The sequence below is a fragment of the Zooshikella sp. RANM57 genome (genome assembly GCF_050749885.1).
GTDB lineage: Bacteria > Pseudomonadota > Gammaproteobacteria > Pseudomonadales > Zooshikellaceae > Zooshikella.
In genome coordinates, this window is sequence record NZ_JBOIUB010000007.1 from 221,739 (window position 1) to 246,366 (window position 24,628).

The 24,628-nt window shown below is 38.0% G+C and carries 14 protein-coding genes; all 14 read left to right on the forward strand.

Features of this window, described 5'->3' with window-relative positions; translation table 11 throughout:
- Positions 1 to 7: 7 nt before the first annotated feature.
- The 14 genes from ACQ96U_RS16310 (at position 8) to ACQ96U_RS16375 (ending at position 24,492) form a co-directional block, all read left to right on the forward strand.
- Positions 8 to 6,226, forward strand: a complete 6,219-nt coding sequence (locus ACQ96U_RS16310; RefSeq protein ID WP_431722318.1) for a filamentous hemagglutinin N-terminal domain-containing protein — start codon at positions 8 to 10, stop codon at positions 6,224 to 6,226.
- Positions 6,227 to 6,292: 66 nt separating this feature from the next.
- Positions 6,293 to 6,997, forward strand: a complete 705-nt coding sequence (locus ACQ96U_RS16315) for a SapC family protein (protein WP_431722319.1) — start codon at positions 6,293 to 6,295, stop codon at positions 6,995 to 6,997.
- Positions 6,990 to 8,660 carry a type VI secretion system protein TssA gene (gene tssA, locus ACQ96U_RS16320; RefSeq protein ID WP_431722320.1) on the forward strand — a complete coding sequence of 557 codons (1,671 nt, stop codon included), beginning with the start codon at positions 6,990 to 6,992 and terminating at the stop codon, positions 8,658 to 8,660. Before ACQ96U_RS16315 ends, tssA begins: the two co-directional genes overlap by 8 nt.
- Before the next feature lie 25 nt (positions 8,661 to 8,685).
- The gene (gene tssB, locus ACQ96U_RS16325; protein ID WP_431722321.1) at positions 8,686 to 9,186 is read left to right on the forward strand and encodes a type VI secretion system contractile sheath small subunit; all 501 of its coding nucleotides are present in this window, start codon (positions 8,686 to 8,688) and stop codon (positions 9,184 to 9,186) included.
- 29 nt (positions 9,187 to 9,215) lie between these two features.
- Entirely contained in the window at positions 9,216 to 10,700 is a 1,485-nt protein-coding gene (gene tssC, locus ACQ96U_RS16330; protein WP_431722322.1) for a type VI secretion system contractile sheath large subunit, read from the forward strand.
- A gap of 207 nt (positions 10,701 to 10,907) precedes the next feature.
- The gene (tssE, locus tag ACQ96U_RS16335; RefSeq protein ID WP_431722323.1) at positions 10,908 to 11,324 is read left to right on the forward strand and encodes a type VI secretion system baseplate subunit TssE; all 417 of its coding nucleotides are present in this window, start codon (positions 10,908 to 10,910) and stop codon (positions 11,322 to 11,324) included.
- Between the two features lie 16 nt (positions 11,325 to 11,340).
- The gene (gene tssF / locus ACQ96U_RS16340) at positions 11,341 to 13,125 is read left to right on the forward strand and encodes a type VI secretion system baseplate subunit TssF (RefSeq protein ID WP_431722324.1); all 1,785 of its coding nucleotides are present in this window, start codon (positions 11,341 to 11,343) and stop codon (positions 13,123 to 13,125) included.
- Entirely contained in the window at positions 13,089 to 14,147 is a 1,059-nt protein-coding gene (gene tssG, locus ACQ96U_RS16345) for a type VI secretion system baseplate subunit TssG (protein ID WP_431722325.1), read from the forward strand. Before tssF ends, tssG begins: the two co-directional genes overlap by 37 nt.
- Positions 14,137 to 16,848 carry a type VI secretion system ATPase TssH gene (gene tssH / locus ACQ96U_RS16350; protein WP_431722326.1) on the forward strand — a complete coding sequence of 904 codons (2,712 nt, stop codon included), beginning with the start codon at positions 14,137 to 14,139 and terminating at the stop codon, positions 16,846 to 16,848. The genes tssG and tssH overlap by 11 nt, the downstream gene beginning before the upstream one ends.
- A 10-nt stretch (positions 16,849 to 16,858) precedes the next feature.
- Complete coding sequence (locus tag ACQ96U_RS16355; protein ID WP_431722327.1) at positions 16,859 to 18,469, forward strand: sigma-54-dependent Fis family transcriptional regulator; 1,611 nt, start codon at positions 16,859 to 16,861, stop codon at positions 18,467 to 18,469.
- A 322-nt stretch (positions 18,470 to 18,791) separates the two neighbouring features.
- Positions 18,792 to 20,480 (forward strand): Hsp70 family protein, encoded by a 1,689-nt coding sequence (locus ACQ96U_RS16360; RefSeq protein ID WP_431722328.1) that lies wholly within the window; start codon positions 18,792 to 18,794, stop codon positions 20,478 to 20,480.
- A 26-nt stretch (positions 20,481 to 20,506) separates the two neighbouring features.
- On the forward strand, positions 20,507 to 22,879 hold the full coding sequence (locus tag ACQ96U_RS16365; protein WP_431722329.1) for a CDC27 family protein: 2,373 nt from the start codon (positions 20,507 to 20,509) through the stop codon (positions 22,877 to 22,879).
- Positions 22,880 to 22,892: 13 nt separating this feature from the next.
- Positions 22,893 to 23,573, forward strand: coding sequence for a DUF1266 domain-containing protein (locus ACQ96U_RS16370; RefSeq protein WP_431722330.1), 681 nt, complete (start codon positions 22,893 to 22,895; stop codon positions 23,571 to 23,573).
- Positions 23,574 to 24,009: 436 nt separating this feature from the next.
- Positions 24,010 to 24,492: a hypothetical protein gene (locus tag ACQ96U_RS16375; protein ID WP_431722331.1), complete on the forward strand. Its 483-nt coding sequence runs from the start codon at positions 24,010 to 24,012 to the stop codon at positions 24,490 to 24,492.
- Positions 24,493 to 24,628 lie beyond the last annotated feature (136 nt).

Here is a 24,628-nt window from a genome sequence, read left to right on the forward strand (position 1 = left end):
TCAAAAAATGATTAATGAAGTTAGAGTAAAACCTTTAGTTGCCTCAATTCGTCAAAGCATGCTAGCGGCAACCCTTGTGGTTCCAACCTTAGTAATGGCTGCTCCACAAAATGGTACTGTCACACATGGAAATGCTACAATCACTCAATCTGGTACAACAACTACGATTAATCAAGTATCAGATAGAGCTGTGATTGATTGGCAGTCGTTTAACGTAAATAAAAATGAAAAAGTACATTTTGATCAACCAGGTATTTCTGCGGCCACATTAAATAGAATTAATGATCAAAATCCTTCGCAGATACATGGACAAATCACTGCTAGTGGGAAAGTCTACCTTGTTAATCCTAATGGTATTATTTTTGGTAAAGATGCGTCAGTAAATGTGGGTGGGTTTGTTGCATCAGGCATGAACGTATCAGATGAGCATGCTGAAAGCTTTTTGAATGATGATAAGCTGATTTTTTCAGGTAATAGTAATAGTAAAATAGAAAATAATGGACTGATTAATGCTTCATCAGGTAGCGTTGCATTAATAGGAAAACAAGTCGTTAATAACGGTACTATTACTGCAAAGCTTAATGCATCATTAATTGGTTCTGATAAAGCCTCACTGGATTTTGATGGTGATGGTCTCATGTCTATTGAAATAGATAGGGAGCTTATCATAAATGATAGTGATTCTAGAAAAGTAATTAATAATGGCGAAATTAACGCGCAATATATCAAACTTTCGGCAGAAGCAACAAATAATGCCATAAATAGCTTAGTCAATAATGACGGTATTATTCAGGCTAAAGCGACTACGATTGAAAATGGTAAGATCACTCTTTCTGGTAAGAAAGTTGTTAACAGCGGAGAGCTTAAAGTCCTTAGTCATATTGGGGCAGAAACAGGTGGAACCATTGAGCTAGCCGGTGATGAAGTTGACTTATCAGGGAAGGTTAATACATTTAAAAGATCCGAGTGGAATAAACAGAAAGCAAATATCAAGGTTGAAGCAAAAGATGTCACCTTGGCAATGTCTGAGTCAACTAAGATTAACGATTTAACAGTTAAAGCAGAAAAGACAAAATTTAACCCATCCCTTAAAAATATAAATGTTAATAACCTTAGGTTAGAGGGTAATGTTACGTTTGCTGAAAATACTGCAGTAACTGCTAGCAGTGTAGATTTAGGTCATGCACAAGTTGTTGGTGATCAGCGTATAACGATTAATGCAAATAATGAGGTTATATTGGGTGATATTAATCAATCAATATCTCCACTTAACGAGTTAACGATTAGTTCAAAATCACTTGCCTTAGCAGGTGATATTTGGACAGATACCTTAGTGTTGAAGAATCAAAATAATATCACGTTAAGTACTGATGCTTTAATTAGTACAAAGAGTGATTTGACACTACCGATTGTACAAGGTGACTACACATTAGCATTAAAAACACCCGGTTATATTTACTTTAAAGATTCTGTCGATGCTGCTAGTTTAAGTCTTGATGCTGATCAGCTTTACCTTGCTGGTGATCTTAGTTTGAATGGTATTTTTGATGTTGAAAATGTAAGCGATATTATTTTTTATAGTAATTCACCCATAAGTATTTCCAACCAGGGTGGGGATATCAGAATCGATAAGTATGATATTGATAACAACAGCAAGCAGTTAAAGCTTTCTGCACCTGGTCACACGATAGCGCTTGGCAAAGTAAGCTTAAACGAACTTGAAATATTTGGAAACACACCCTCTAATTTAATATTGTCTGATAATATTTACACTAGAAAAGCAATTGATTTTAGTAATGTTGGAAAAATTACGTTAGTTGGAAATGTTGAGTTAGAAACAGGTAACTACTGGTCTGAAATAAAGCTAGCCAAGCTGGTAACTGGAGATCACAATCTCAAGATACAAAGTCGTGCTGGAAACGTTCTATTACAGGATGTTGATATTGAAGGTGTGCTTGATGCTGATACACAAGCGAGACTTCAGTTAAAAGGGGATATTCGTGCTAATAAAGGAATTAACTTAGCTGCAGACTATGACCTTACTCTACAAAATGATGTGTCAATGGTATCAGACCGTGGAGATATTATTGTTAATAACAATGTTACTGGAGATTACGCATTAGACCTATTAGCTAAAGAGGCTTACTTGAAAAGGTTAGATGTAGGGTCACTTGCAATGAAAGACGGTAACTACCTTTCGGTTGAAGGTAATATTATCGCTGATAGAGATATTGTACTTAATAATATTAATAAGATTAGTCTTTCTAGCTCTCCTAAGGTTTACTCTGCATCAGGATCAATTGATCTTCGTGGCTCTCATCTAATTAATGCAAAAACGTTAGACTTAAATGCAAGGAATATCAAACTTGGCCAAATTGGTAACCAAGGAGATCGCTTTAATACTGTTAAATTAACAAATGCAGATGAGGTAGTCTTAGCTGGGGATATCTATGTTTATAATGCAATTGATTTTAATCATATTGGAAAGTTATCCCTTGAAACTGATACTACAATTAATGTTGATAGATGGCACTCATCATTAGACTTAACCCATACCGAAGTCAGAGGTATAGGAGATCTTTCTTTTAACCTTAACCAAGGTAATCTTTCAACTGGATTGATTAATCTTGATGGTGATTTTACTTCTAATAATGTTTATTTAACGGATATTAATAGTGATATAACGTCAAATAGTGGAAAAATACAATTAAATAGCGATTTTGTGTATTTGAATCAAGATGCAGTGATCAGTGCTCATGAAGGTATTGACTTATCCTCAGTTGATAGTGTTTATGGACAACGTAATTTATCTCTTATAAGTCGTCATGGAGATATCAAGCTTTCTAGCATTGGAGCTAATACCAGTATTGGTGATTTAAATATTTCTGCAAAAGATGTATTTCTTAATGATTCGGTGAATGCTAAGAATGTTATATTTAACAATACAGACCGTATTCACATCCAAAATGATCTTCAGTTGAAGGATTTAAGCAGTGGTTTAAATTTAGCTGATACTATAATTTCGGGTAACTATCAATTAGATATTTCTGGCAATGGAGATATCCATTTCGGTTCCGTCAATTTAGGTGCAGGAAAACTGACAGTTAGTACTGTTGGAGATATTTCACTCGTTGATGATATAACGGCTGATAATGGCATTTACTTCAAAGGGCATGGCTCTGTTACCTTGATGGATGATATTGTTATAAATAGTAAACGGTCTAATTTAGATTTATCAACGAACACATTATCTGGTAATTATGGGTTAACACTAAATGCAGAAAATATAACACTAGGTAAACTGGATACTTCTAACCCACTTAAAACATTGACGATCAACCGTGCTCAAAATGTAATACTCAATGATGATATTGTTGTCTCAGAGAGAGTTGATTTAACAGGCAATGGCCGAATATCGCTAGATCAACCAATTAAAATTCATGCATTGCAAGGTGATGTGCAATTAGAAAACAGCAAGTTGTATGGCTCTGAGTTAAATATTGATGCTAAAAATATTACATTAGGCTCACTGGAAGTAGATAAATTAGGTCTGAAGGCACAATCTTTAACCCTCACAGATAACATCATTACACAGTCGGCTTTTACTACAGAAGGTATTGATACAGTTGAGCTCATTGGACATTCTGTTATTGATACTCACCTTGGTCATGGCGTTGTCAATTTACAAGATAGCGTGGTGAAAGGAGATAGCCTTTTTATTAGGTCTGGACAAGGTAATGTGTTGTTAGGAAATATGGCAATCAATGAACTTGCTGTAGACAATATGGGATTATTATCTACAGTCGGCAATATTTATGCTGAAAATGGTGTTTATTTCGAAGGTGTTGGAAACTGGCATCTTGCTAGCGATACAAATATTAATGTTAAAAATGGTTCGATATTTGTTGATGATAAAAAGATATCAGGCAGTTATGGTTTAAACTTGTCGGCTGACCGAGGCGATATTTATTTAGCTGATGCTGATGTGGCCAATTTCATGACATCCTCTCGTACTGTTTATTTACAGGGTGATATTGAGGTCGATAATGGCTCGCTAGATTTAACACGTGTAGGCGTTTTGGATATTGACGGTAATCGTTCACTGATAGTAGAAAATGTTATTCCTTCACACACAGCTATTGATCTAAAAAATACCTTTGTCCAAGGTGATGGAAGCTTAGATCTCATTAATGAGAGAGGGGATATTAACCTTGGGCAGCTAAATATTGATGGTCATCTCATTGTTGGAAGTACTCAGGCTCATTCAGGAGACATTAATTTATATGCCAGCCTAACAGCTAACAAGGGATTTGATTTTAGCAATGAAGGCAATATTGTACTGAAGCAGGATGTGCTATTAAGTTCACCTAATTATGAGTTGGATTTATCAAATAAAACACTTGCAGGAAGTTATGCGTTAAACATAAATGCAAATACTGTAAGATTGGGGAAATTTTCTAAAAATTCTCTTATTAATACATTAACGATAAATAATGCAGGTTCAGTTGATATTTACCATGATATTACAACTCAACGCGGTATATATTTTAATAATGATAAACTGATTAACCTGTATCATGATACCCTCCTAAATTCTCCTGGTGGGCAAGTGTTAATCAATAAGTCTGCAATAAATGGTAATGTCACATTAACAGGCAATACTGTTTCGTTAGAAAATGCCTCAGCACATATGTTTAATGTAAAAGCACAAAAACTAAATTTGGCCGGAAATATTAATACTTATGGTGACTTAAATGCTGTAGGTACTGATCTGATTGCTTTGCAAGATAATGTTTTTGTGTCAACCCAGCGTGGTGCTGTTAACTTTTCTAATACTCAGGTTAAGGGTAATGGCTTAACAATAAATGCCCATGGGGGCGATGTAAGCTTATCTGATGTTTCTGTAAATGATCTTACAGTTTTGAATACTGGATCATTAATCACGGATGGAAAAATACAAGCATTTAATGATGTACGTTTTAATGGTTCAGGGTTGTGGCAGCTAGCTAATGATACGTCAGTTGTTTCTAGTGCTGGCAATATTTTAGCTGTGGATAAATATGTGCGCGGTAATTATGCATTATCACTTACGGCACCTAATGGCATGATCAACTTAACATCTGCCCATATTGGTTCACTTGGTATTACTGCTCCACGAGTCGAGTTAGAAGGCGATATAAGTGTTAAACAAGGTGGCTTGGATTTTAGTCACGTTGGCACGTTAGCTATCGCTAAGCATGTTAGTTTGCAGACGCAACAGAGTGCAGGAAACATTAACTTGTCTCAAACACTGGTTGAGGGTGCGGGTAACCTGGCACTATACAGTGGTTTTGGAAAGACAATCCTTGGACGGGTGTCAATTGATGGTCGGTTAATTTCTGAAAATCAACGTGGTGTAGATATTTTTCAACCAGTATCAGCAAAAAGAGGTATTAGTCTAGAAAAAACACCCACAGTTTACCTGCATAGCAATGGAGTTTTTTATAGTGATCAAGGAGGTATCCTACTACCTAACGTTGTTGGCAATGGTTATAGCTTTTTAGCAAAAGCGGCAGGGAATGTTAATGCTCGTTCGCTTACGGCGGCAAATGTGAATATTCGCAGTGGTAAGAGGGCGGTGTTTGGAAATGTGAGTACCAACTTTTTAAATATACTGGCACAGCAAGATATTAACCTAGATGGAAATGTTAACGCGCAGAATGCATCCATCATAAGTAAAAAGGGACAGGTTAATATGTTTAGCAACCGCACATTGAATACTGTAGGAAACGCAGTGCTCAATGGCTATTCTGGTGTAAATATTTCACATATTAAAGCTGATGATGTTCGTATCACTTCTAAGATAGGCAATATTCATACGTTACCCACATCAAATAAGCACAATATTATTGCACGTAGGGCCGAATTAAATACACGCGGTGAAATTGGCAGTAACTATCAGCCGGTTAACTTACTCGTGAGCAAAGACTTGTTAATTTATAACGCCCGTAAGGCGGTATTGACGGGATTATTCAATAAACCAACGTTAGTAAATACGTCTGAAACGACAACGGTTATGTTGCCTAAAGTCTCTAAGGATGCGGCTAAAACAGCGCTAATAACGCTTGAGGATACACGTTATTTTGATAGTAGTATCTTTCTTGATGGGGTAACACTATTTAGTTATAGCGATGAAGATCTGCTTCAAGTGGAAAGATTGGAGTCAATGACTACTATGAAGGAATAAATAGTATGATGTTGTAAGCAGATGAACACGAACAACGCGTTTTATAAACATATTGTACCGCTCAGCATGGAAGACCATGCTGAGTATAAAATTCTCGAAAATGCTAACTATAAATTCGCTGCTGATATCAGCGCTGTTTATTTAACTTCCACAGAGTTTAGTCAGGCTTCAAAAGTTTTTCCTATAGTCTTTGTTGAACAAGATGATCAAATTCAACCTGCGGCAGTACTTGGGTTAGAAAAACATCATAATGTATTTGTGACTGACAGAGGAAGTTGGACAGCTAAATATATTCCTGCCTATATAAGACGATATCCGTTCATACTGGCCGAAGTTCAACAGCCTGAACAAGACTGGATTGTCTGCATTGATGAACAATCATCCGTATTAAATAAAGCACAAGGCATTGATCTGTTTCATTTAGGCAGTGTGAGCGAGTATACAAAAAATAAAATTAATTTTTTAAAGACTTTTCAACAAGCAAGTGAGGACACAAATACCTTTTGTAAGCATATAAAAGCGCTTAATTTATTGGAGCCTATGAATGCTCAAATAAAAATGAATAAAGGAGATGATTTATCCGTCACAGGTTTTATGGTGATTAGTAAGGCACAATTGCAAAAACTAACAGAAAAACAGTTGAAGGAACTTATTACAAACGATTATATGATGCACCTTTATGAACACCTATCGTCATTAACTAATTTTTCGGTACTTGTGGATAAAATCGCAGCACAAAGGATTATCGAGGGGCAAAGCAATCATGAGTGAATTGGATGTCAGTTATTTTCAGCAAGTTGCGACAGCTCAATTACCTGAAGATGCTCCATCTGGGTCTGATGCTCGCTATGCTTCCACGTATGAAACGCTAGAAGCTGAATTTGCCAAGCTTACAGCGCTTACTGACCAAGGCTCTGTCACCTGGAAAAAGGTTGTTGCTCAAGCAGAGGAGCACTTACAGCAGCAGTCAAAAGATATTTTAGTCGCTTGTTATCTCTGTCGTGCACTCTATGAAATGTTTGGCTTTGAAGGGTTGTATGCAGGCTTTCAAATGTTAAACAGCTTTGTTGAGCATTGTTGGGATATTATTTTTCCACCAAAAAAACGGATAAGAGCGCGAGCAAGCGCTTTGGAATGGTTGCTTGAAGACCTCCACGAAATGGTTGGAAACTATAAGCCTGTGCAGGAAGACCTTGTAATGTTATCTAAGGCGACTGAGGCAGTAAAAGCTTTGGAGCAGCAAGTTAATGACATTATGGGGAATCATGCCCCCGCACTAGGTCCTTTCCGTCGCTTGCTGGTAGGCTTTATTGAAGATATAGAACTATCAATGCCTCCTCCTGCTGAGCCTGCAAATCAACAACCTGAAAGTAGCAAGCCACAAGAATCAGAGGCTTCACAAAGTAGGTCATCAACAGAACAAGTAAAAGCACAAGAAGAGAAAAGAACAACTAGCATAGAGCCACAAGCACAAAAAACAGAAACTAAAGCTGTTTCGAGTTCGATTAAAACAGACATTAAACCTTTAGAAGGTGATCTAACAGATGACCGAGAGTGCAACAAGGCTTTGCGAACCTGTCAGGATTATTTGAGACAAATTGCTGCTTATAAACGTGAGCAGCAATTAAATGATGCATTTGCCTATGAAATTAATCGATATGCGACATGGTTAAATGTTTTTCAGCTACCTCGTCATCAACAAGGTAAAACAGATTTAAGACCGATTCCAAAAGACAAGCGATTAGCCTATGAAAATCTTATGGCTAATGGTCAATATCAGCAGCTTGTTGATGAGGTTGAAAATAGTATTTCAAAAGCCCCTTTTTGGTTAGATGGCCATCGTTTAGTGGCTGAAGCATTACTCCAGTTGGGTTTACAAGAAGCCTATGAGGCTGTAATTACACAGACAGCTGGTTTTTTACGAAAGTTTCCAGAGTTACTCGAACTGACATTTTTTGACCAGTCACCTTTTGCTGATGAGGAAACAAAAGACTGGGTTAAGTCTACTGTGTTAGCAAGCAGCAATCAGTCATCTTCAAGTCACTTACAAGATGTGAACCAACCATGGGTAGAAGTATGTAAAGAGGCAAAAGCATTAGCGAGCAAAAAACAATTACAGGAAGCGCTGTGCCTTTTTAGACAAGGATTACGATCAGCATCGTTAAGAGAATCTATGTACTGGAAATTACAACAAGCACAGTTTTGCTTTGATGTAAAAAAGTATGAGTTGGCTTGTCCTATTCTGGAAGAAATGGATCGCTATTTGGTAGCACATCATTTAGATCAGTGGGAACCTGAATTATGTATTCAGGTGCTATCACTTTTATTACGAAGTTATAAACGACTACCCAATAAAAAAGTGGCACCTGAAACTATAGAAAGTTTGCATGCAAGGCTATGTTGTTTTGATGTTGCCGCAGCACTTGAGTTATAACGTTTATTGAACAGAGGGATAGAAAATGGCAAAAGAAGGTTCTGTAGCGCCTAAAGAACGTATCAATATTTCTTATAAGCCTGAAACAGGTGGTGCACAGGAAGATGTTGAATTACCACTTAAAATGTTAGTGGTCAGTGACTTTACCTTAAGGGAAGATGACCGTTTAATTGAAGAGCGTAAAACAATTAGCGTTGATAAAGACAACTTCAATGAAGTGCTGAAAAAGCAAAGCCTTGCCATTGATATTGCTGTGCCCAATACGCTGTCTAAAAATGAAGATGACGATATGGGGTTATCGTTAAAATTTGAAAATATTCGTGACTTTGAACCTGAAAGTATTGTTAAACAGGTACCTGAACTGAATCAGTTACTGGAATTAAGAAATGCTTTGGTAGCACTTAAAGGCCCATTGGGTAACGCTCCTGCGTTTAGAAAAGCCATTCAAAATGTATTGAATGATGCTGAATCAAGAGAGAAGCTACTGCAAGAACTAGGGTTAGATAAAGAAAATTCTGGCGAATAATCCTTAAAGTATTTAAGTAGGAGAGCGTTATGTCTGATTCACCAGAAATGAATCAACAACCAAATGAGCAGGCTACTGAAAGCAGTTCACTCTTAGATGAAATCGTTCAGCAAACAAAAATAGCACCTCAGGAAGAGGGTTATGATGTTGCGAAAAAGGGCGTAACGGCTTTTATTGCTGAATTACTGAAGCCTCAGAATCAAGAAGAGCGTATCAATAAAAGCCTTGTTGACAAAATGATTGCTGAAATTGATGGGCGTATTAGTAAACAAGTTGACCAGGTTTTACATAACAAAACATTTCAGCAGCTGGAATCAACTTGGCGTGGTTTAAAAGTACTTGTTGATCGGACAGACTTTCGGGAAAATGTTAAAATCGAAATTTTAAATGCATCAAAGCAAGATCTATATGAAGATTTTGAAGATGCTCCTGAAATAACCAAGTCCGGCCTTTATAAAACAGTATATACCGCAGAATACGGTCAGTTTGGTGGACAGCCTTTTGGTGCCATTATTGGCGATTATGACTTCTCTCCAGCTGCAGCTGATGTGAAATTATTACAGAATGTTGCTAGTGTTTCTGCAATGTCCCATGCTCCATTTATAAGCTCAGCAGGGCCAAAATTCTTTGGCTTAGACTCATTCGAAGGGTTACCAAACCTAAAAGACCTGAAAGCGATTTTTGAAGGCCCTCAGTATGCGAAGTGGCATAGTTTCCGACAATCAGAAGACTCTCGCTACGTTGGTTTAACCATGCCTCGTTTCTTGCTGCGTCAGCCTTATGACCCAGAAGAAAATCCGGTTCGTGCATTTGAATATCGAGAAGATGTGTCTTCCAGCCATGAAGATTATTTATGGGGAAATACAGCGTTTACATTTGCTACTCGATTGACAGACAGCTTCGCAAAATACCGCTGGTGTCCAAATATTATTGGACCACAAAGCGGTGGTGCGGTAGAAGATCTTCCTGTTCATTTATTTGACTCGATGGGTGATGTGGAAATGAAAATTCCCACAGAAATCCTTGTTTCTGACCGGAGAGAATATGAGTTATCAGATGAAGGCTTCATTCCATTAACAATGCGTAAAGGAAGTGATAATGCAGCCTTTTTCTCTGCAAACTCAGTTCAAAAACCGAAGAAATTTTCTAATAATCCTGAAGGTAAAGCGGCTGAAGTAAATTATAAGCTAGGCACACAACTGCCTTATATGTTTATTATTAACCGACTAGCGCATTATTTAAAAGTTCTCCAGCGTGAGCATATTGGTAGCTGGAAAGAACGCTCAGACCTTGAGCGGGAACTCAATACGTGGATCAGACAGTATATTGCTGACCAGGAAAATCCTTCTCCAGAGGTTCGTAGCCGTCGTCCACTACGAGCAGCAAAAGTTATTGTCTCTGATGTAGAGGGTGAACCAGGCTGGTATCGCGTCAACTTATCTGTACGTCCTCATTTTAAATATATGGGGGCTGATTTTACGTTATCACTCGTAGGTAAGCTTGATAAATCGTAAGGTTCAGTGAGTTTGCTCAATTAAGTTTTTCGGTGTTGTTTTGTGCTGTGTTCATAGGAAGGGTTGATACCCTTCGCTATGAGCGTAGTAATACTAACAAGTTAACCCTCTTTTATGAGTCTATCACTAACCCGTAATATCCTTTTTTTTAAAAGTTAGATTACTTATCAAAAGGTTTAACTCCAATTGGTTTAATAAAGAGAACGCATGATTGCAGAGCGTTGTTTATTTGAAAGAATCATCAATGCAGAAACGGTTAATCAAAGAACACTCGCATTTGATGAACATAAACTTCAAAAATCGATTCTTTCCCACGTACAAGATATGTTAAATGTGCGTCAGGGAAGTGTGATGGCTTTACCTGATTATGGCATGCCAGACTTTAATGATTTAGTGTCACAATTTCCTGATGCCATTATTCAAATAAAACAAGCTATTAAAGAATACCTGAGTTTATATGAGCCTAGGTTATCTACGATACGTGTTGAGCATTATGAAGATGCAGAAAATCCATTAGTGCTTAAGTTTGGTATTACTGCAGAAGTTGTAACAGAAAATCAACGTTCACGCATTTCATTTGAAACTGAGTTAGCAGGTTCTGGTCAAGCACGGGTAAAAGGTTGATAAGGGGATAAGTGCGGTGTCTTTCAATAAGTATTTTCAGGATGAACTTAATGCCGTTCGTGAATTGGGTAAAGAGTTTGCAGAAAAAAACCCAAGACTAGCGCCTTATTTATCAGTTCAGGAACAAGATCCTGATGTTGAGCGTCTAGTTGAAGGTTTTTCATTTCTTACTGGACGACTACGACAAAAACTAGAAGATGAACTACCAGAATTATCTCATTCGGTAATGAGTCTGCTCTGGCCAAACTATTTAAAACCTGTGCCTTCGATGAGTATTTTGGAGTTTACCATACAAGGTGGCTTGTCAGAAAAGCAAACGATTGAACGTGGTGTTGAAGTTCAATCATTGCCTGTAGATGGCACGCGTTGTAAGTTTCATACATGTTACGATGTGGATATTTATCCTATTACTTTAGATGATCTTGAGTATACCTTACAAGCAACAGGTAGTAGCTTACGATTACACTTTTCTTTACTAAACTTTACAACTTTACAAGATATATCACTGCAAAATCTTCGGCTTTTTTTACATGGCCAATTTAATATTTCACAAACGCTTTATTATTTTTTGAACCGGCATGTTAAAAAAATAATGGTGACTACTTCTGTTGAAGGGGAGTCAATTGATTTATATAGGTTAACACCTAATAATGTTAAGCCAGTTGGCTTTGCTGAGAATGAAAGCTTGCTACCCTATTCTGATAATACTTTTATGGGGTATCGCTATATTCAGGAGTACTTTGCGCTAGCCGAAAAATATTTGTTTGTTGATATTGAAGGTCTGGATAAAATTTATCAAAAAGAAACAATTAAAGATGTTTTGCAAACTGCAGGTGAGTTTAACTTAGTTATTGAGTTTGATCGCCCCATTGAGCGCCAAGATATCCCTAAATTAGAAAATGTTCGTTTGTTTTGCACACCTGTTGTTAATTTATTTGAACATGAAGCCACACCCATTCGAATGGATCAACGCCGTACTGAATATCGGGTTTTACCTGCAGGTGAAAGTCCTTCACACTATGAAATTTACAGTATTGATAATGTAGTAGGGTGGGGTCATGGTGATCAGCTAAAAAGAGCGTATAAACCCTTCGAGTCGTTTGATCACGCAATTTCAATTGGTGGCAGCCAAAAAAATATTTATTACCGTACACGTTTAAAAGACTCTGTTGTTCAACAAGGTGTAGATACTTATTTATCTTTTGTTTCATTTAATGATGAAGATTTAGCACCGCAAGCAGAAACTATTTCTGTTGAGTTAACCTGTAGTAATCGTAATTTGCCGAGTAAGTTATCAATAGGTGATATTAATGTTGAAACAGGGGATACCCCTGAGTATGTGGATTTTAAAAATATAACGAAGGTAACGCAATCATTCACGCCGCCATTAGATAAAGGTTTTCATTGGCGTGTTATATCCAATATGTCGTTGAATTATGTGTCATTAGTCAATACTGAAGCACTAAGAATTATTTTATCAACCTATGATTATCGTAGTTATTATGATCGTCAATATGCCAGAATAAGCAAAAATAGGCTTGAAGGTATTGAAAAAATTGAACATGAAAACATTGATCGTTTATATAAAGGCTTGCCAATACGGGGCATCAAAACACGATTACAGGTAAGAATAAGCAAGTTTGCGAATGAAGGCGAGATGTTCTTATTTGCCTCAGTATTAAATGAGTTTTTTGCTTTATATGTATCACTAAACTCATTCCATATCCTTGAAGTGGTTGGTATTGAAAATGGGGAGATTTATAAGTGGGAGCCTCGCATAGGTCAGCAGCCAGTGCTTTAATGTATGATTTGCTGGTCAACAGCAGGCAATATAGCTTTTATCAAGCAGTTCATTTACTCACATCATACTATATTCCTGTATCGGCTAAGTTTGATGACCAGCCAATTAACATGCGTTATCGGGCAAATGCCTCGCTTGCATTTCCTCCGAGCGACATTGCTTCGCTTGAAATAAGGCAGTTAGAAGCAAGGCAAGATTACTTGCTGACAGTTAATTTTATGGGACTGTATGGACCTGCGTCTCCATTACCTGCTTTTTATACGGAACGAATTGTACAAAATGATCCAGAAAATCACCCAATCCGTGATTTTATGGATGTATTTAACCACCGTTATATCGAGTTACTGTATCACGGTTGGAAAAAATATCGATACTACCTTAACTATCAAGAAGAAGCGTTAGATGAATTCTCTCAGCACATGTTTTCGCTGATAGGGTTGGGTGAACTTAATCTTAGAAAAAGTACTCACTTACATTGGCATCGGCTGCTGCCTTATTTAGGCTTGTTAAGTATGCGTATTCATTCTGCTGGAGTATTGGCAGGAATTATGCGGCATTATTTTCAACATAAAGCCATTTCAATTCAGCAATGTATGTTGCGTGTGGTACCGATCCCAGAGGAACAGCGAAACCGACTTGGGGCGGCAAACTGTGAAATGGGCATTAATTTGGTATTAGGTGCTTCTGTAAGAGATCGTTCTGGTAAGTTTAGAGTTGTTATTGATGACTTGGATTTTTCACGCTTTGAACGGTTCCTTCCTACTGGAGATGATTATCGTCCGTTACATGAGTTAATTAAATTTATTCAACGTGATCAACTTGAATATGACATCAAGTTGGGTCTTAGGCCTTATGAAGCCCCTAAACTGGAGTTGAAGCAAACTAGTCGTTGCCAGTTAGGTTGGACAACATGGCTGGGTGAACACCAGTCCTTAAAAAATCATCATGAAGTGGTATTGCCAAGTTATCACTGGTTTTCTGCGGATCAACAGCAACAGGATATCGTGACACATGAAGCTTGATCTTAATATACTTATTTCCCATCTAAACCCAGAAAGCCGAACAGCACTAGAATCTGCTGCCAGTCGTTGTGTAGCGAGGCAAGGCTTTGAAATAACAGTAGAAGATGTTTTATTAGAACTTCTAGCTGTTGAAGAGGGTGAAGTTCAAAAAGTGTTGAAGCACTATGAAATTGAGAGTAGTCGGCTAGAAAAAGCATTGCAGCATGAGCAGGATATGCGAGGAGGGCATAATGGCCGACCAGTATTTTCTCAGTTTTTACAGGACTGGTTGCAGGAAGCATTTTTATTAGCAACTGTTGAGTTAAAAATGGATTTTATCTCTCCAGGCATTTTGTTATGTACGGTCCTTGATAATGAGTTACGCTTTTCACGATTGGCTTATTATAAAGTGCTCAATACGATTCCAACGGATGAGTTAAAGCAGTTATTACAAGGTGCAGATGAAGAAAATAAATCGCCTGTTACCAAGCCTTTATCGTCAGCAGACGATCAGCAATCTTTTTTAGAAAAATACACAATTAATTTTACAGAGCTTGCTAAGCAGGGAAAAATTGATCCGGTTTTCTGTCGAGAAAACGAAATACGACAGATGGTTGATGTGTTATCTCGCCGGAGAAAAAATAATCCCATCACTGTCGGTGAACCAGGTGTTGGTAAATCTGCCGTAGTTGAAGGACTGGCATTAAAAATAGTGGAAGGGGATGTTCCCACTATTTTAAAAGATGTCACGTTGTTAGGTCTGGATATGGGCTTACTGCAAGCAGGGGCCAGCGTAAAGGGAGAGTTTGAAAAACGTTTAAAAGGCGTTATTGAAGCTATCCAAGCATCAGTAAAACCCATTATTTTGTTTATAGATGAAGCGCATACATTAATTGGTGCGGGTAATCAAGCAGGTGGAGGTGATGCAGCCAATTTATTGAAACCTGCGTTGGCACGAGGTGAGTTGCGCACGATCGCAGCAACAACCTGGTCAGAATATAAAAAGTATTTTGAAAAAGACCCTGCTTTAGCTCGACGCTTTCAATTAGTGAAGCTGGATGAGCCTAATGCGGATCAAGCAGCAATTATTTTACGTGGTTTAAAAGGGATTTATGAGAAAAATCATGGTGTTTATATCCGTGATGATGCGGTAGTTGCTGCGGCACAATTATCCGAGCGTTATATTTCGGGTCGCCAACTGCCTGATAAAGCGATTGATGTGATCGATACAGCCTGTGCTCGGGTAAAAGTGAGTATGGCTGCAAAACCTGCTCAGGTAGAGGATCTGCTATTTAAACAAGCCTGCTTACAACGTGAATTTGCAGGTTTAGAGCGAGATAAAAAGCTTGGTGTTAAATATGACTGTGAGCGTCATCAAGAGCTACAAGCGTTATTGGAGGAAGTTGCTGAGTCGTTGACTGTTGTTGAGCAACAATGGCAGGAACAACAACAACAGGTTACAGAGATTCTTGAATTAAGGCAAAAGCTACGGGAAATTCAGCATCATCCTGAAGGCTTGCCAATAGAAGATCAAGCATTACAAGCGAGTCAAAGTGAGATTAGCAATGAAGATGGCGATGAAGAAGATGTGCCATTAACAATAGAAGACGCAGTAGCAGAGCCGAGTGAAGATGTTAGCCAACTGTTATTGGCGCTTGAAGAGGCCGAGCAAAAGTTGGAGGTTATGCAGGAAGAGCATGTTTTAGTCAGCTTTGAGGTAGATCCTGAAGTTATCGCACAAGTAATTTCTGCTTGGACAGGTATTCCTGCCTCTAAAATGTTGGCGACAGCCGTTCAGGGAGGGGTTGATTTCGTCTCTGAAATGACAACTCGGGTTAAAGGTCAGGATCATGCTATTGCTGAGATTGATAAAGCACTTAAAGCGGCTAAGGTTGGCTTGAATAACCCTGATACGCCAATGGGAGTATTTTTATTGGCTGGTCCTAGTGGGGTTGGTAAAACAGAAACAGCACTTAATGTGGCTGACCTTTGTTTTGGTGGTGAACGTTTCATGACAACCATCAATATGTCTGAGTTTCAAGAAAAACATACCGTATCGCGTTTGGTCGGTTCACCTCCTGGGTATGTGGGATATGGTGAAGGAGGTGTACTTACAGAAGCCGTTCGTCAGCGACCTTACTCTGTTGTGTTATTAGACGAAGTGGAAAAAGCTGATTTGGAAGTGATGAATTTATTTTATCAGGTGTTTGATAAAGGCACGCTATCTGATGGTGAAGGACGGGAAATCGACTTTAAAAATACCTTGGTATTTATGACGAGTAATTTAGCATCAGATATTATTTGTGACCTATGTCAGGATGGAAAATACCCTACTCAGGATGAATTAGCTAAAGCAATACGCCCAGTGCTGAGTGCTCATTTTAAACCCGCATTACTTGCCAGAATGAAAATAGTGCCTTTCTTTCCAATTGCAAGTGATGTAATGGCTGAATTAGTTGAGTTGAAATTAAATAAACTTAATAAACGCTTAGTACAACAGCAAAAACTGGCCTTAAGTTATGATCCTGAGTTATTAGCGCAAATGGCCGCAAGATGTACTGAAGTTGAAGCAGGAGCACGAAACATTGATCAGTTGATTAATGGTGGGTTATTGCCAAAAATATCTGATTGTATTTTACGTCTTGGTTCTGATCAGCATGCTTACACTAAATTGCATGTGAGTTTGGATCAGGAACTTGCTTTTGTGGTAACACCTGCGTAGTAGGAAAAGGATGTCAGCCATTTCAGTTGAAGAGCTTTTGGCAACCAGTGTTGCCTTAGCTTCTGAGCGAGATATTGATCGCCTGGCTCAGCAAATTGTTTCGCTGGGTTGTAAGCTTTGTATGGCTGATGGAGGGGCGTTATATACGCTGGACATCACCAAGTCTCGTCTGGAACCCAAAGCCGCTATTTGGCGAGGAACGCCAGCTGCTTTTGATTACGCAACAGATGTTCCTTTGCGTGCACACGGACAGTTTAATACACAGAACATATATAGTTATGTCGCTTTTACTGGCCTGCAGACTTATATTGATAGTGCCTATCAGTTTGCTGGGTTTGAGTTGACAGAAATATATCAACGTGACCAGGTTTTAAAATGTAAGACTGAAACACTATTGGTGATGCCACTTCGAGATTGTAACCAGCAAACGTTAGGGGTGCTGGAGCTATTTAAAGTACAAAATGGGCATATTTCTGCCTCCTTTCGGTCGGTTGAAAAAATTGCCCAAGCCTTTTCTCTACAAGCAGCAGTAGCTTTGGATAATGCGATGTTGATGGCAATGAATCGACATTTGATTCAAGTACTTGATGCCTCAAATCGTCAACTTGAAGCAGAAAATAAACAGCTTCGGTTACAACGGAAGTCATCACAGAATTACCAAATTATTGGTGAAAGTGAACCAATGCAGCAAGTTTATGCACTGATGGATAAAGTGCTTAGTTCAAATGTTACTGTGTTATTGCGTGGAGAGACAGGGACCGGTAAGGAAGTTTTTGCGCGAACAATTCATCAGCATAGTGACCGTAATGATAAGCCCTTTGTCACACAAAACTGTGCTGCAGTCCCGGAACAACTGCTGGAAAGTGAGTTATTTGGCTATAAAAAAGGTAGTTTTACAGGTGCTACCAGTGATCGAAAAGGGCTGCTTGATGAAGCTCATCGTGGCACGTTGTTTTTGGATGAAATTGGTGATATGCCACTGAACTTACAAACCAAGCTGCTACGGGTGCTTCAGGAAGGAGAAGTGAAGCCAATAGGTGAAAATAAGGCACATAAAGTCGATGTAAGAATCATAGCGGCTACCCACTGTAATCTGGAAGATAAAATTACCAAAGGAGAGTTTAGAGAGGATTTATACTATCGGTTGAGTGTGTTTCCAATCGTTTTACCCCCTTTGCGTGAACGTAAGGAAGATATTCCAGCACTGATTAATCATTTTATTAAAGGGTATTGCCAAAGCTATGGTCGCAGGGAAATTCAGGTTTCACCTGCCGTAATGGATATACTGATGCGATATGATTTTCCTGGTAATGTGCGACAGCTACAAAATATTATTGAGCGAGCTGTACTGCTTTGTGATAGGGAAACAGTCCTATTACCACAGCATATGCCAGAGCAAATTCTCTTAGAGAATGGTGCTTCCTCAGAAATGCCCGACGAATTAATTGTTTATCCTCAAAATGGGTTGCCTTTGAAAGAGATGGTGCAACATTATGAGAAAAAACTACTCGAATCACATTTAAGAGCAAATAATTGGAACCAGACCCAAACTGCAAAAGTACTGAAAATGCCGAGGCGCACGTTAGTAGAAAAAATACAACGTTATGGAATTAACAATTAAATCTGAAAAAGACTGCCATCCCATTCACTACAAATGTGTGACGCGTATTGCTTCTATTCTATGAAGATATGCTTGAAATATAGTAAGCCGACAAATGGTATTGAGTCGCTTGGGGTATTTCGCACTTTGCTTTACATTTTGTCTTTATAATTCTTATCAAATTAAATTACCTGGTAACAAACTCAATTGTTAACTGGGTCTTCTTTTAATGTAATTTCAGTTCGCAAAATACTTAGTTTGTACAAAGTAATGAATAAAACAAATTAACACTTTGTTTTTGCTGAGCTTGAGTTTACTAATAATTATCTGCAATGGAGTTGCCATGAGTATTGTCGGCATTGATCTTGGCACTACACATTCGCTTATCGCTATTTGGCAAAATGGTAAGACAGATGTTATCCCCAATGCTTTAGGTGAAAAGCTTACACCCTCGGTCGTAGGCCTTGATGATAACGGTGATATAGTCGTTGGTCGTGTGGCGCAAGAGCGTTTGTTTACCCATCCTCTTCATACATTTGAAGTATTTAAGCGATATATGGGAAGCCAACGTGAAATTTGTCTAGGTTCGCAGCAATTCTTGCCTCATGAACTTGCCTCATTTGTCTTACGGGCCTTGAAAGAAGATGCAGAAAACTACACAGGCCAGCATATTTCAGAAGCAGTAATTAGTGTACCCGCTTATTTCAGTGAGCATCAGCGCAGAATGACACGTTTGGCAGGTGAAATAGCAGGGTTGAAGGTTACTCGTTTGGTTAATGAGCCAACTGCAGCGGCACTTGCTTATGGTATTCAGGAACAGTGTGAGCAACGGGTGATTGTACTCGACTTAGGAGGTGGGACTTTCGATGTATCACTACTCGAACTGTTTGAGGGGGTTATAGAAGTTAATGCCAGTGCAGGTGACAATCATTTAGGGGGAGAGGACTTTTTAGGACAGCTAGTACGTTTTTGTTGTGCAAAACAGGCGATTATTTTGGAGTCATTAACGCAAACAGAGCGTACGACACTACGGCAAGCAGTGAAACGTGTGTTACATGAATTAAGTACAAAACAGAAGTCTACTTTGAAAGCTGTGTTAGCATCAGCCTCTATAGAAATGGATATTAAACGATCTGAGTTTGAGCAAGTAGCTGCAAACTTATTGGAACGTTTACGTAAGCCTGTAGAACGGGTACTAAAAGACACAGGTTTCCAGCCAACAGATATTGATCAGTTAATATTAGTTGGTGGGGCTACGCGCATGCCGATGATCAAAATGATGGCGACCAAAATATTTTCACGATTTCCTGTTACTGGTATAGATCCGGATCAGGTTATTGCAATGGGGGCGGCAATACAGGCTGGACTGCTTGTACAAGATAAAGCACTTGAAGAAGTGGTAATGACAGATGTTTGCCCTTACTCATTAGGCGTTGAAGTAGCCGCATCACGTGGTAAATACACAGAGACAGGACTTTATCAGCCAATATTAGAACGAAATTGTATTATTCCAATTTCTCGTGTGGAACGTTTTTATACAACAGCAGACCGACAGTCAAAAGTATGTATTCAGATTTATCAAGGCGAGAGTCGGCGGGTTAAGAATAATATAAAGCTGGGAGAAATTTCTGTTAATGTGCCTACGGCACAAGCAGGTCAAGAAGCAGTTGATGTTCGTTTTACCTATGATGTGAATGGATTGCTTGAAGTTGAAGTGACTGTGCTATCAACAGCAGAAACGTTTTCAACCATTATTGAAAAAAATCCTGGGCAATTTTCACCTGAAGAAATTACGAAGCGACTACAAGCATTAAACCGTTTGAAGATTCATCCTCGCGAACATTTGCCAAATCGTTTTTTACTGGCAAGAGGAGAGCGCCTATTTGAACAGGCTTTAGGTGAAAAGAGAGTATTAATAGGGCAGCTCATTATCGACTTTGAAACGGCTTTAGCGCGTCAGGATCAGCACTATATTGCTGAAGCTTATCATGAAGTAAGTGCATTGTTAGACCACCTGGAAGCAGAAATGTAGTTTTAAGTTAACTAAAAGTGATCGCTATGGACTGTTGGGAACAATTAAGGATTACGCCTACAAGTGATGTGAAGGCTATTAAGAAAGCTTATGCTAAGCAGTTAAAAGCATTTGGTAATTTAGATGACGTGTCTGCATTTCAGGGTTTAAGGGACGCTTATGAACAAGCTTTGTTAAGTGCTAAGCATAATAAGCTAGATGTTGGTGGTTGCCTGCTTCATAAGCATAACGTTGGGATGACTGAAGTAGATCAGGCTCTATACGCAGTTGAAATGATTTATTCTGACTTTTCACAAAGAGTACAGTGTGTCATTTGGGATAACTGGTTATTAAGTATAAAAGGTCTGAACAAAGAAGAGAAAGAAGAGCTTTCTGTACAATTATTACAGTTTTTTTTACATCACCCTTTTGTCCCGCCCTCTATTTTAAAACGCTTAAGTTGTCACTTTGACTGGATAGCGAATCAATGGATTTTTTATCACCAATATCCTGAAAGTTTGGTTGATCGTTTTTTTGGGAGTTTTAAAGATGGTCCTGGATTTTTAACTTATGAAGGATTAAAAGGACTTCCATCAATAAATGCTGATGAGTATTTACAACGTAGGCTTGAGGGGCGTCATGCTTTGATTTGCAATGATATTCGATCAGCAATAGAGCATTTGATGTCTGCATATGCAATCTATGATGAAGATCCTGTACTCTTGAGGTTGCTTGGAAATTCATTTGAGTTAGCTAATTTATTGGAACGTGCTAAAGACTGTTTTTATGCTGGTTATCAGTTAGATAATAATCTTGATTTTTTATTAAGAATTGCAACTATAGAAGTAAAACAAAAAAATTGGAATCAATCTTTAAATATTTACACTTTGATTTTTAATATTGATTCTCAGAATCATGAGGCTATTCAAGGGCTTTATATATCACTTTTAAACTCAAACCAAACACCTTCTGATGAGATCGAAGGTGCACTAATGAAGCTGCTTGAGGTACCTATTAATGAGAAGATGCTAATATTGCTTGCTGAAATTGATTTACAAGAGTCTGAGAATCGTGTGCTTGAAGTTGTAACTGCATTACTTAAGGTAAAGGTATCCTTAGCTTTAGGAAAAGCGAATGAAGTTTTAAATGCTTTAAATCAGTTACCAGCTATTCAGGATTATCGGCTTGTTGTATGGAGTATTTTATTCAGAATTAAGGCTTGTATTAACTTAAACAGACATGCTGATACAAAACGTTATATTACATACATACAGCAGTGTGAGGGTTTATGTGCTGAAGCCCGAAATGAATTAGTGGTCTGTTATTTAGAGTTAGGTTATTACCAGTATGCACTGGATTTGATTAATGTTGATATCAATGATGATAATCGTATTTATTTATCATTTCGTGCCCGCTGTAATTTTGAGTTGGCAAATTATAGTAGGGCGATTAAGGATTACCAATCAGTATTAACACACCTTGATATATCAGCGAATGATTGGTTTCGATTAGGGCAATGCTACTATTTAGTAAAAGATTACCAGCAAGCGTTAACAAGTTTCAGAAAATGTATCCATTTAGATAATACAAATCAAAATGCAAAAGTGGAGATTGCTGCCTGCTTATTAGCTTTAAATGAATATCAACAGGTAGTGAGCTATATTAATAAATACGATTTATATCGCGTGAGTTTTTCACTACGAATTTTATGGCTATTAACTGAGGCAAACTTTGGGCTGAATCACACAAAAGATGCTGTAAATTATGCTGTACAGGGTTGGGAATTATTTACCTGTCAAAGTTTAGTTCGACGGTGTATTTATTTATGTATAACCCATAAAAAATTTGATCAACTGGTTGATTTATTTGAGATTCTTGATAAGTCTGTATCAGTGAATACTTGGTGGCTTTGGCATAAACTTATTATTCTGTTTTTGCAAAAACAATACCTGTCTGCCTTTGACTTATTAAAAAATATTGAATCTAGAGGCCAATTTCCATCAGTTTTGGCAGTAAGTATTCACAGTTTTTTTTCAAGTTTACTGTGTATTTGGGAAAGTAATCCAAGTAAAGCCACTGGGATAATGATTATAAAGGAAGAGCAATCTGTGGCTAGTCAAGCTTTATTAGGATTAGCTGAATTTAATATGCAAAATTTTGTTGCTGCAATGCGTCACTGGGTTGAAGCCAAAAGGTTACTTAATGCGTTTAGTGAAGACTATGAGCAATGGCTTTTATTGATTAATCACTGGATTGTGCTGGCGTCTGAATCAACAAATATGCAAAACATGAAGTGTGTTGATGAAAAAGAGCATCAAAAAATATCCATCAATATATGTTCACTTTTGGATGTAATTAATTGGGCTGAGTTTGCTTTAATGTCTGATGAAGAGCCAAGTAGCTTAAATGTTTACCCATAAGGTCAAAGACTAGATGATGAAGTTTAATTATCCTTCCCAACATACATCTCAACAGATGAGAGCCATCGGTCTAGCCTGTTTTCATGATGCTTTTCTGGAAGACGCTAACCAAACACTATTTGGTTGTGATGATAGTGAAGAATATAAAAACCATTGGCGAACACAGTTGCAAAGAGATTGGAAGGTGACTTGTGGAAACTCACTCATTGAGCTAAAAAACTGGCTTACTGAGCAGGGAGGATATAATGCTGCTTTTAGTGCAAGAGCAAGGTTTTTGAATACAATCGATAGTAAAAGGCAATCATTGTATATTGAGACCTATAGACAGGAGCAAGAAGAGTACCAGATTCTCCTGTTTGTAAAACGTAGTCTTCCTGAATTAACTCATATGGGAATTAAAGCATGGGACATTGCAACATGTATTCATTTGTTCAGGCGAGGTGCTTTAGTAGGTTATATCAGTGAGGAAAAAGCCTGGGAAAATATATTCGAAGCTGCTGATTTAGCTTTTTCTTGTTTTTCAAGTTGGCGAGAATTTGCCTTGAGTTTTCTTTATGGTAGACAGTTTTGGAAAAAGGAGTTTACTTTAGAGAGCGCATTGGAAGTTTATTGTTGTTGGAGAACATTATTAACTGCTCAGCATAGCCCAGTAAACACATTTTACTGGCACAATAAATTGAAGGTGATAGGGTAGGTAAAGAGAGTAAGTGCGCTTTAGTCTTTTATAAACTACTTGGGAACGTTCAGTTCTACTGGGTCAGTATTTATTCCCTGTAAGGTTTTAAGGTGCTCTATCGTTGTGCTTTTAAGAATATGGAATTAATTATATCTTTGATATGAGTAAAGTATTTCTCTATTAGAATATTTTTGCACATAATGTGTAAACAGAGTATAGTTACGCTTAGTTAGTTAATTACTAAGTTATTACGACAGAAGTCGTAAGTGTCTGACAAGACTAATAAGTTCACCTTGAAACTTATTTATCCAGCGATTTATTCTAAATCGCTATAAGAAAATAATAGAAAAGAATATTAAGTCTTCTTGCTTAACACTGTGATGTAGTGCACGGCAGTAATGTAGTGGTTGTCGTAGGCTTGCTAAAATGAATTCAAGATAGCGGAAGAACATATATGGAAATTCCTTTTATGATGGCTGACGTAGGGTTAAGTCAGCAGCTCTCAACTCGTTTGCGGCAAGCAATGATTGATATAGAAATCGATGTAGATGAGCTTGCAACACGCTCTGGTGTTGAGGTCTCTGTTATTGAGCAGTTGCTTGTGGAAGGTATACCTACTAGTGAATCAGTCAGTCGGTATAGTGATATACTTCGCAAATTAACCCATGTATTGTTAGTTCCGATGGATTATCTACTGGGGGTTGAAGAGTCTCCAGGCACGCTTATGCCTGATGAAAGACACTTTCTTTCAGTTTTTACCTGCCTTCCTAAAGAAATGAGGGATCAGGCAAGACAACTTATTAAACTATTAACTGATGCACCTGACCATATAGTGGAAGAGTGCACGGAGCGGATGCAAAGCCAAAAGTATTCTCTCTCGCAGTTAGTAGAATGGCTTGAGAATGCAGTAGAGTTACATAAGCTTGGTTGTCACTAGATATATACTCTTTCAATAAAAAACCACCATTAGGTGGTTTTTTTATTTCGCTATTTATCCTTTTGAATAAAATTGTACGGGTCTGTATCAGGCTCTGTCATTGTGTTATCTAAATCCTATTCAGTCACCCATTTCT

Bases quoted from the DNA above. Each gene is read 5' to 3' on its own strand.
- ACQ96U_RS16375 (WP_431722331.1), top strand. From the start codon at position 24,010: ATGGAAATTCCTTTTATGATGGCTGACGTAGGGTTAAGTCAGCAGCTC.
- ACQ96U_RS16315 (WP_431722319.1), top strand. From the start codon at position 6,293: ATGGAAGACCATGCTGAGTATAAAATTCTCGAAAATGCTAACTATAAA.
- tssA (WP_431722320.1), top strand. From the start codon at position 6,990: ATGAGTGAATTGGATGTCAGTTATTTTCAGCAAGTTGCGACAGCTCAA.
- ACQ96U_RS16355 (WP_431722327.1), top strand. From the start codon at position 16,859: ATGTCAGCCATTTCAGTTGAAGAGCTTTTGGCAACCAGTGTTGCCTTA.
- tssE (WP_431722323.1), top strand. From the start codon at position 10,908: ATGATTGCAGAGCGTTGTTTATTTGAAAGAATCATCAATGCAGAAACG.
- tssB (WP_431722321.1), top strand. From the start codon at position 8,686: ATGGCAAAAGAAGGTTCTGTAGCGCCTAAAGAACGTATCAATATTTCT.
- tssH (WP_431722326.1), top strand. From the start codon at position 14,137: ATGAAGCTTGATCTTAATATACTTATTTCCCATCTAAACCCAGAAAGC.
- ACQ96U_RS16365 (WP_431722329.1), top strand. From the start codon at position 20,507: ATGGACTGTTGGGAACAATTAAGGATTACGCCTACAAGTGATGTGAAG.
- tssC (WP_431722322.1), top strand. From the start codon at position 9,216: ATGTCTGATTCACCAGAAATGAATCAACAACCAAATGAGCAGGCTACT.
- ACQ96U_RS16310 (WP_431722318.1), top strand. From the start codon at position 8: ATGATTAATGAAGTTAGAGTAAAACCTTTAGTTGCCTCAATTCGTCAA.
- ACQ96U_RS16370 (WP_431722330.1), top strand. From the start codon at position 22,893: ATGATGAAGTTTAATTATCCTTCCCAACATACATCTCAACAGATGAGA.
- ACQ96U_RS16360 (WP_431722328.1), top strand. From the start codon at position 18,792: ATGAGTATTGTCGGCATTGATCTTGGCACTACACATTCGCTTATCGCT.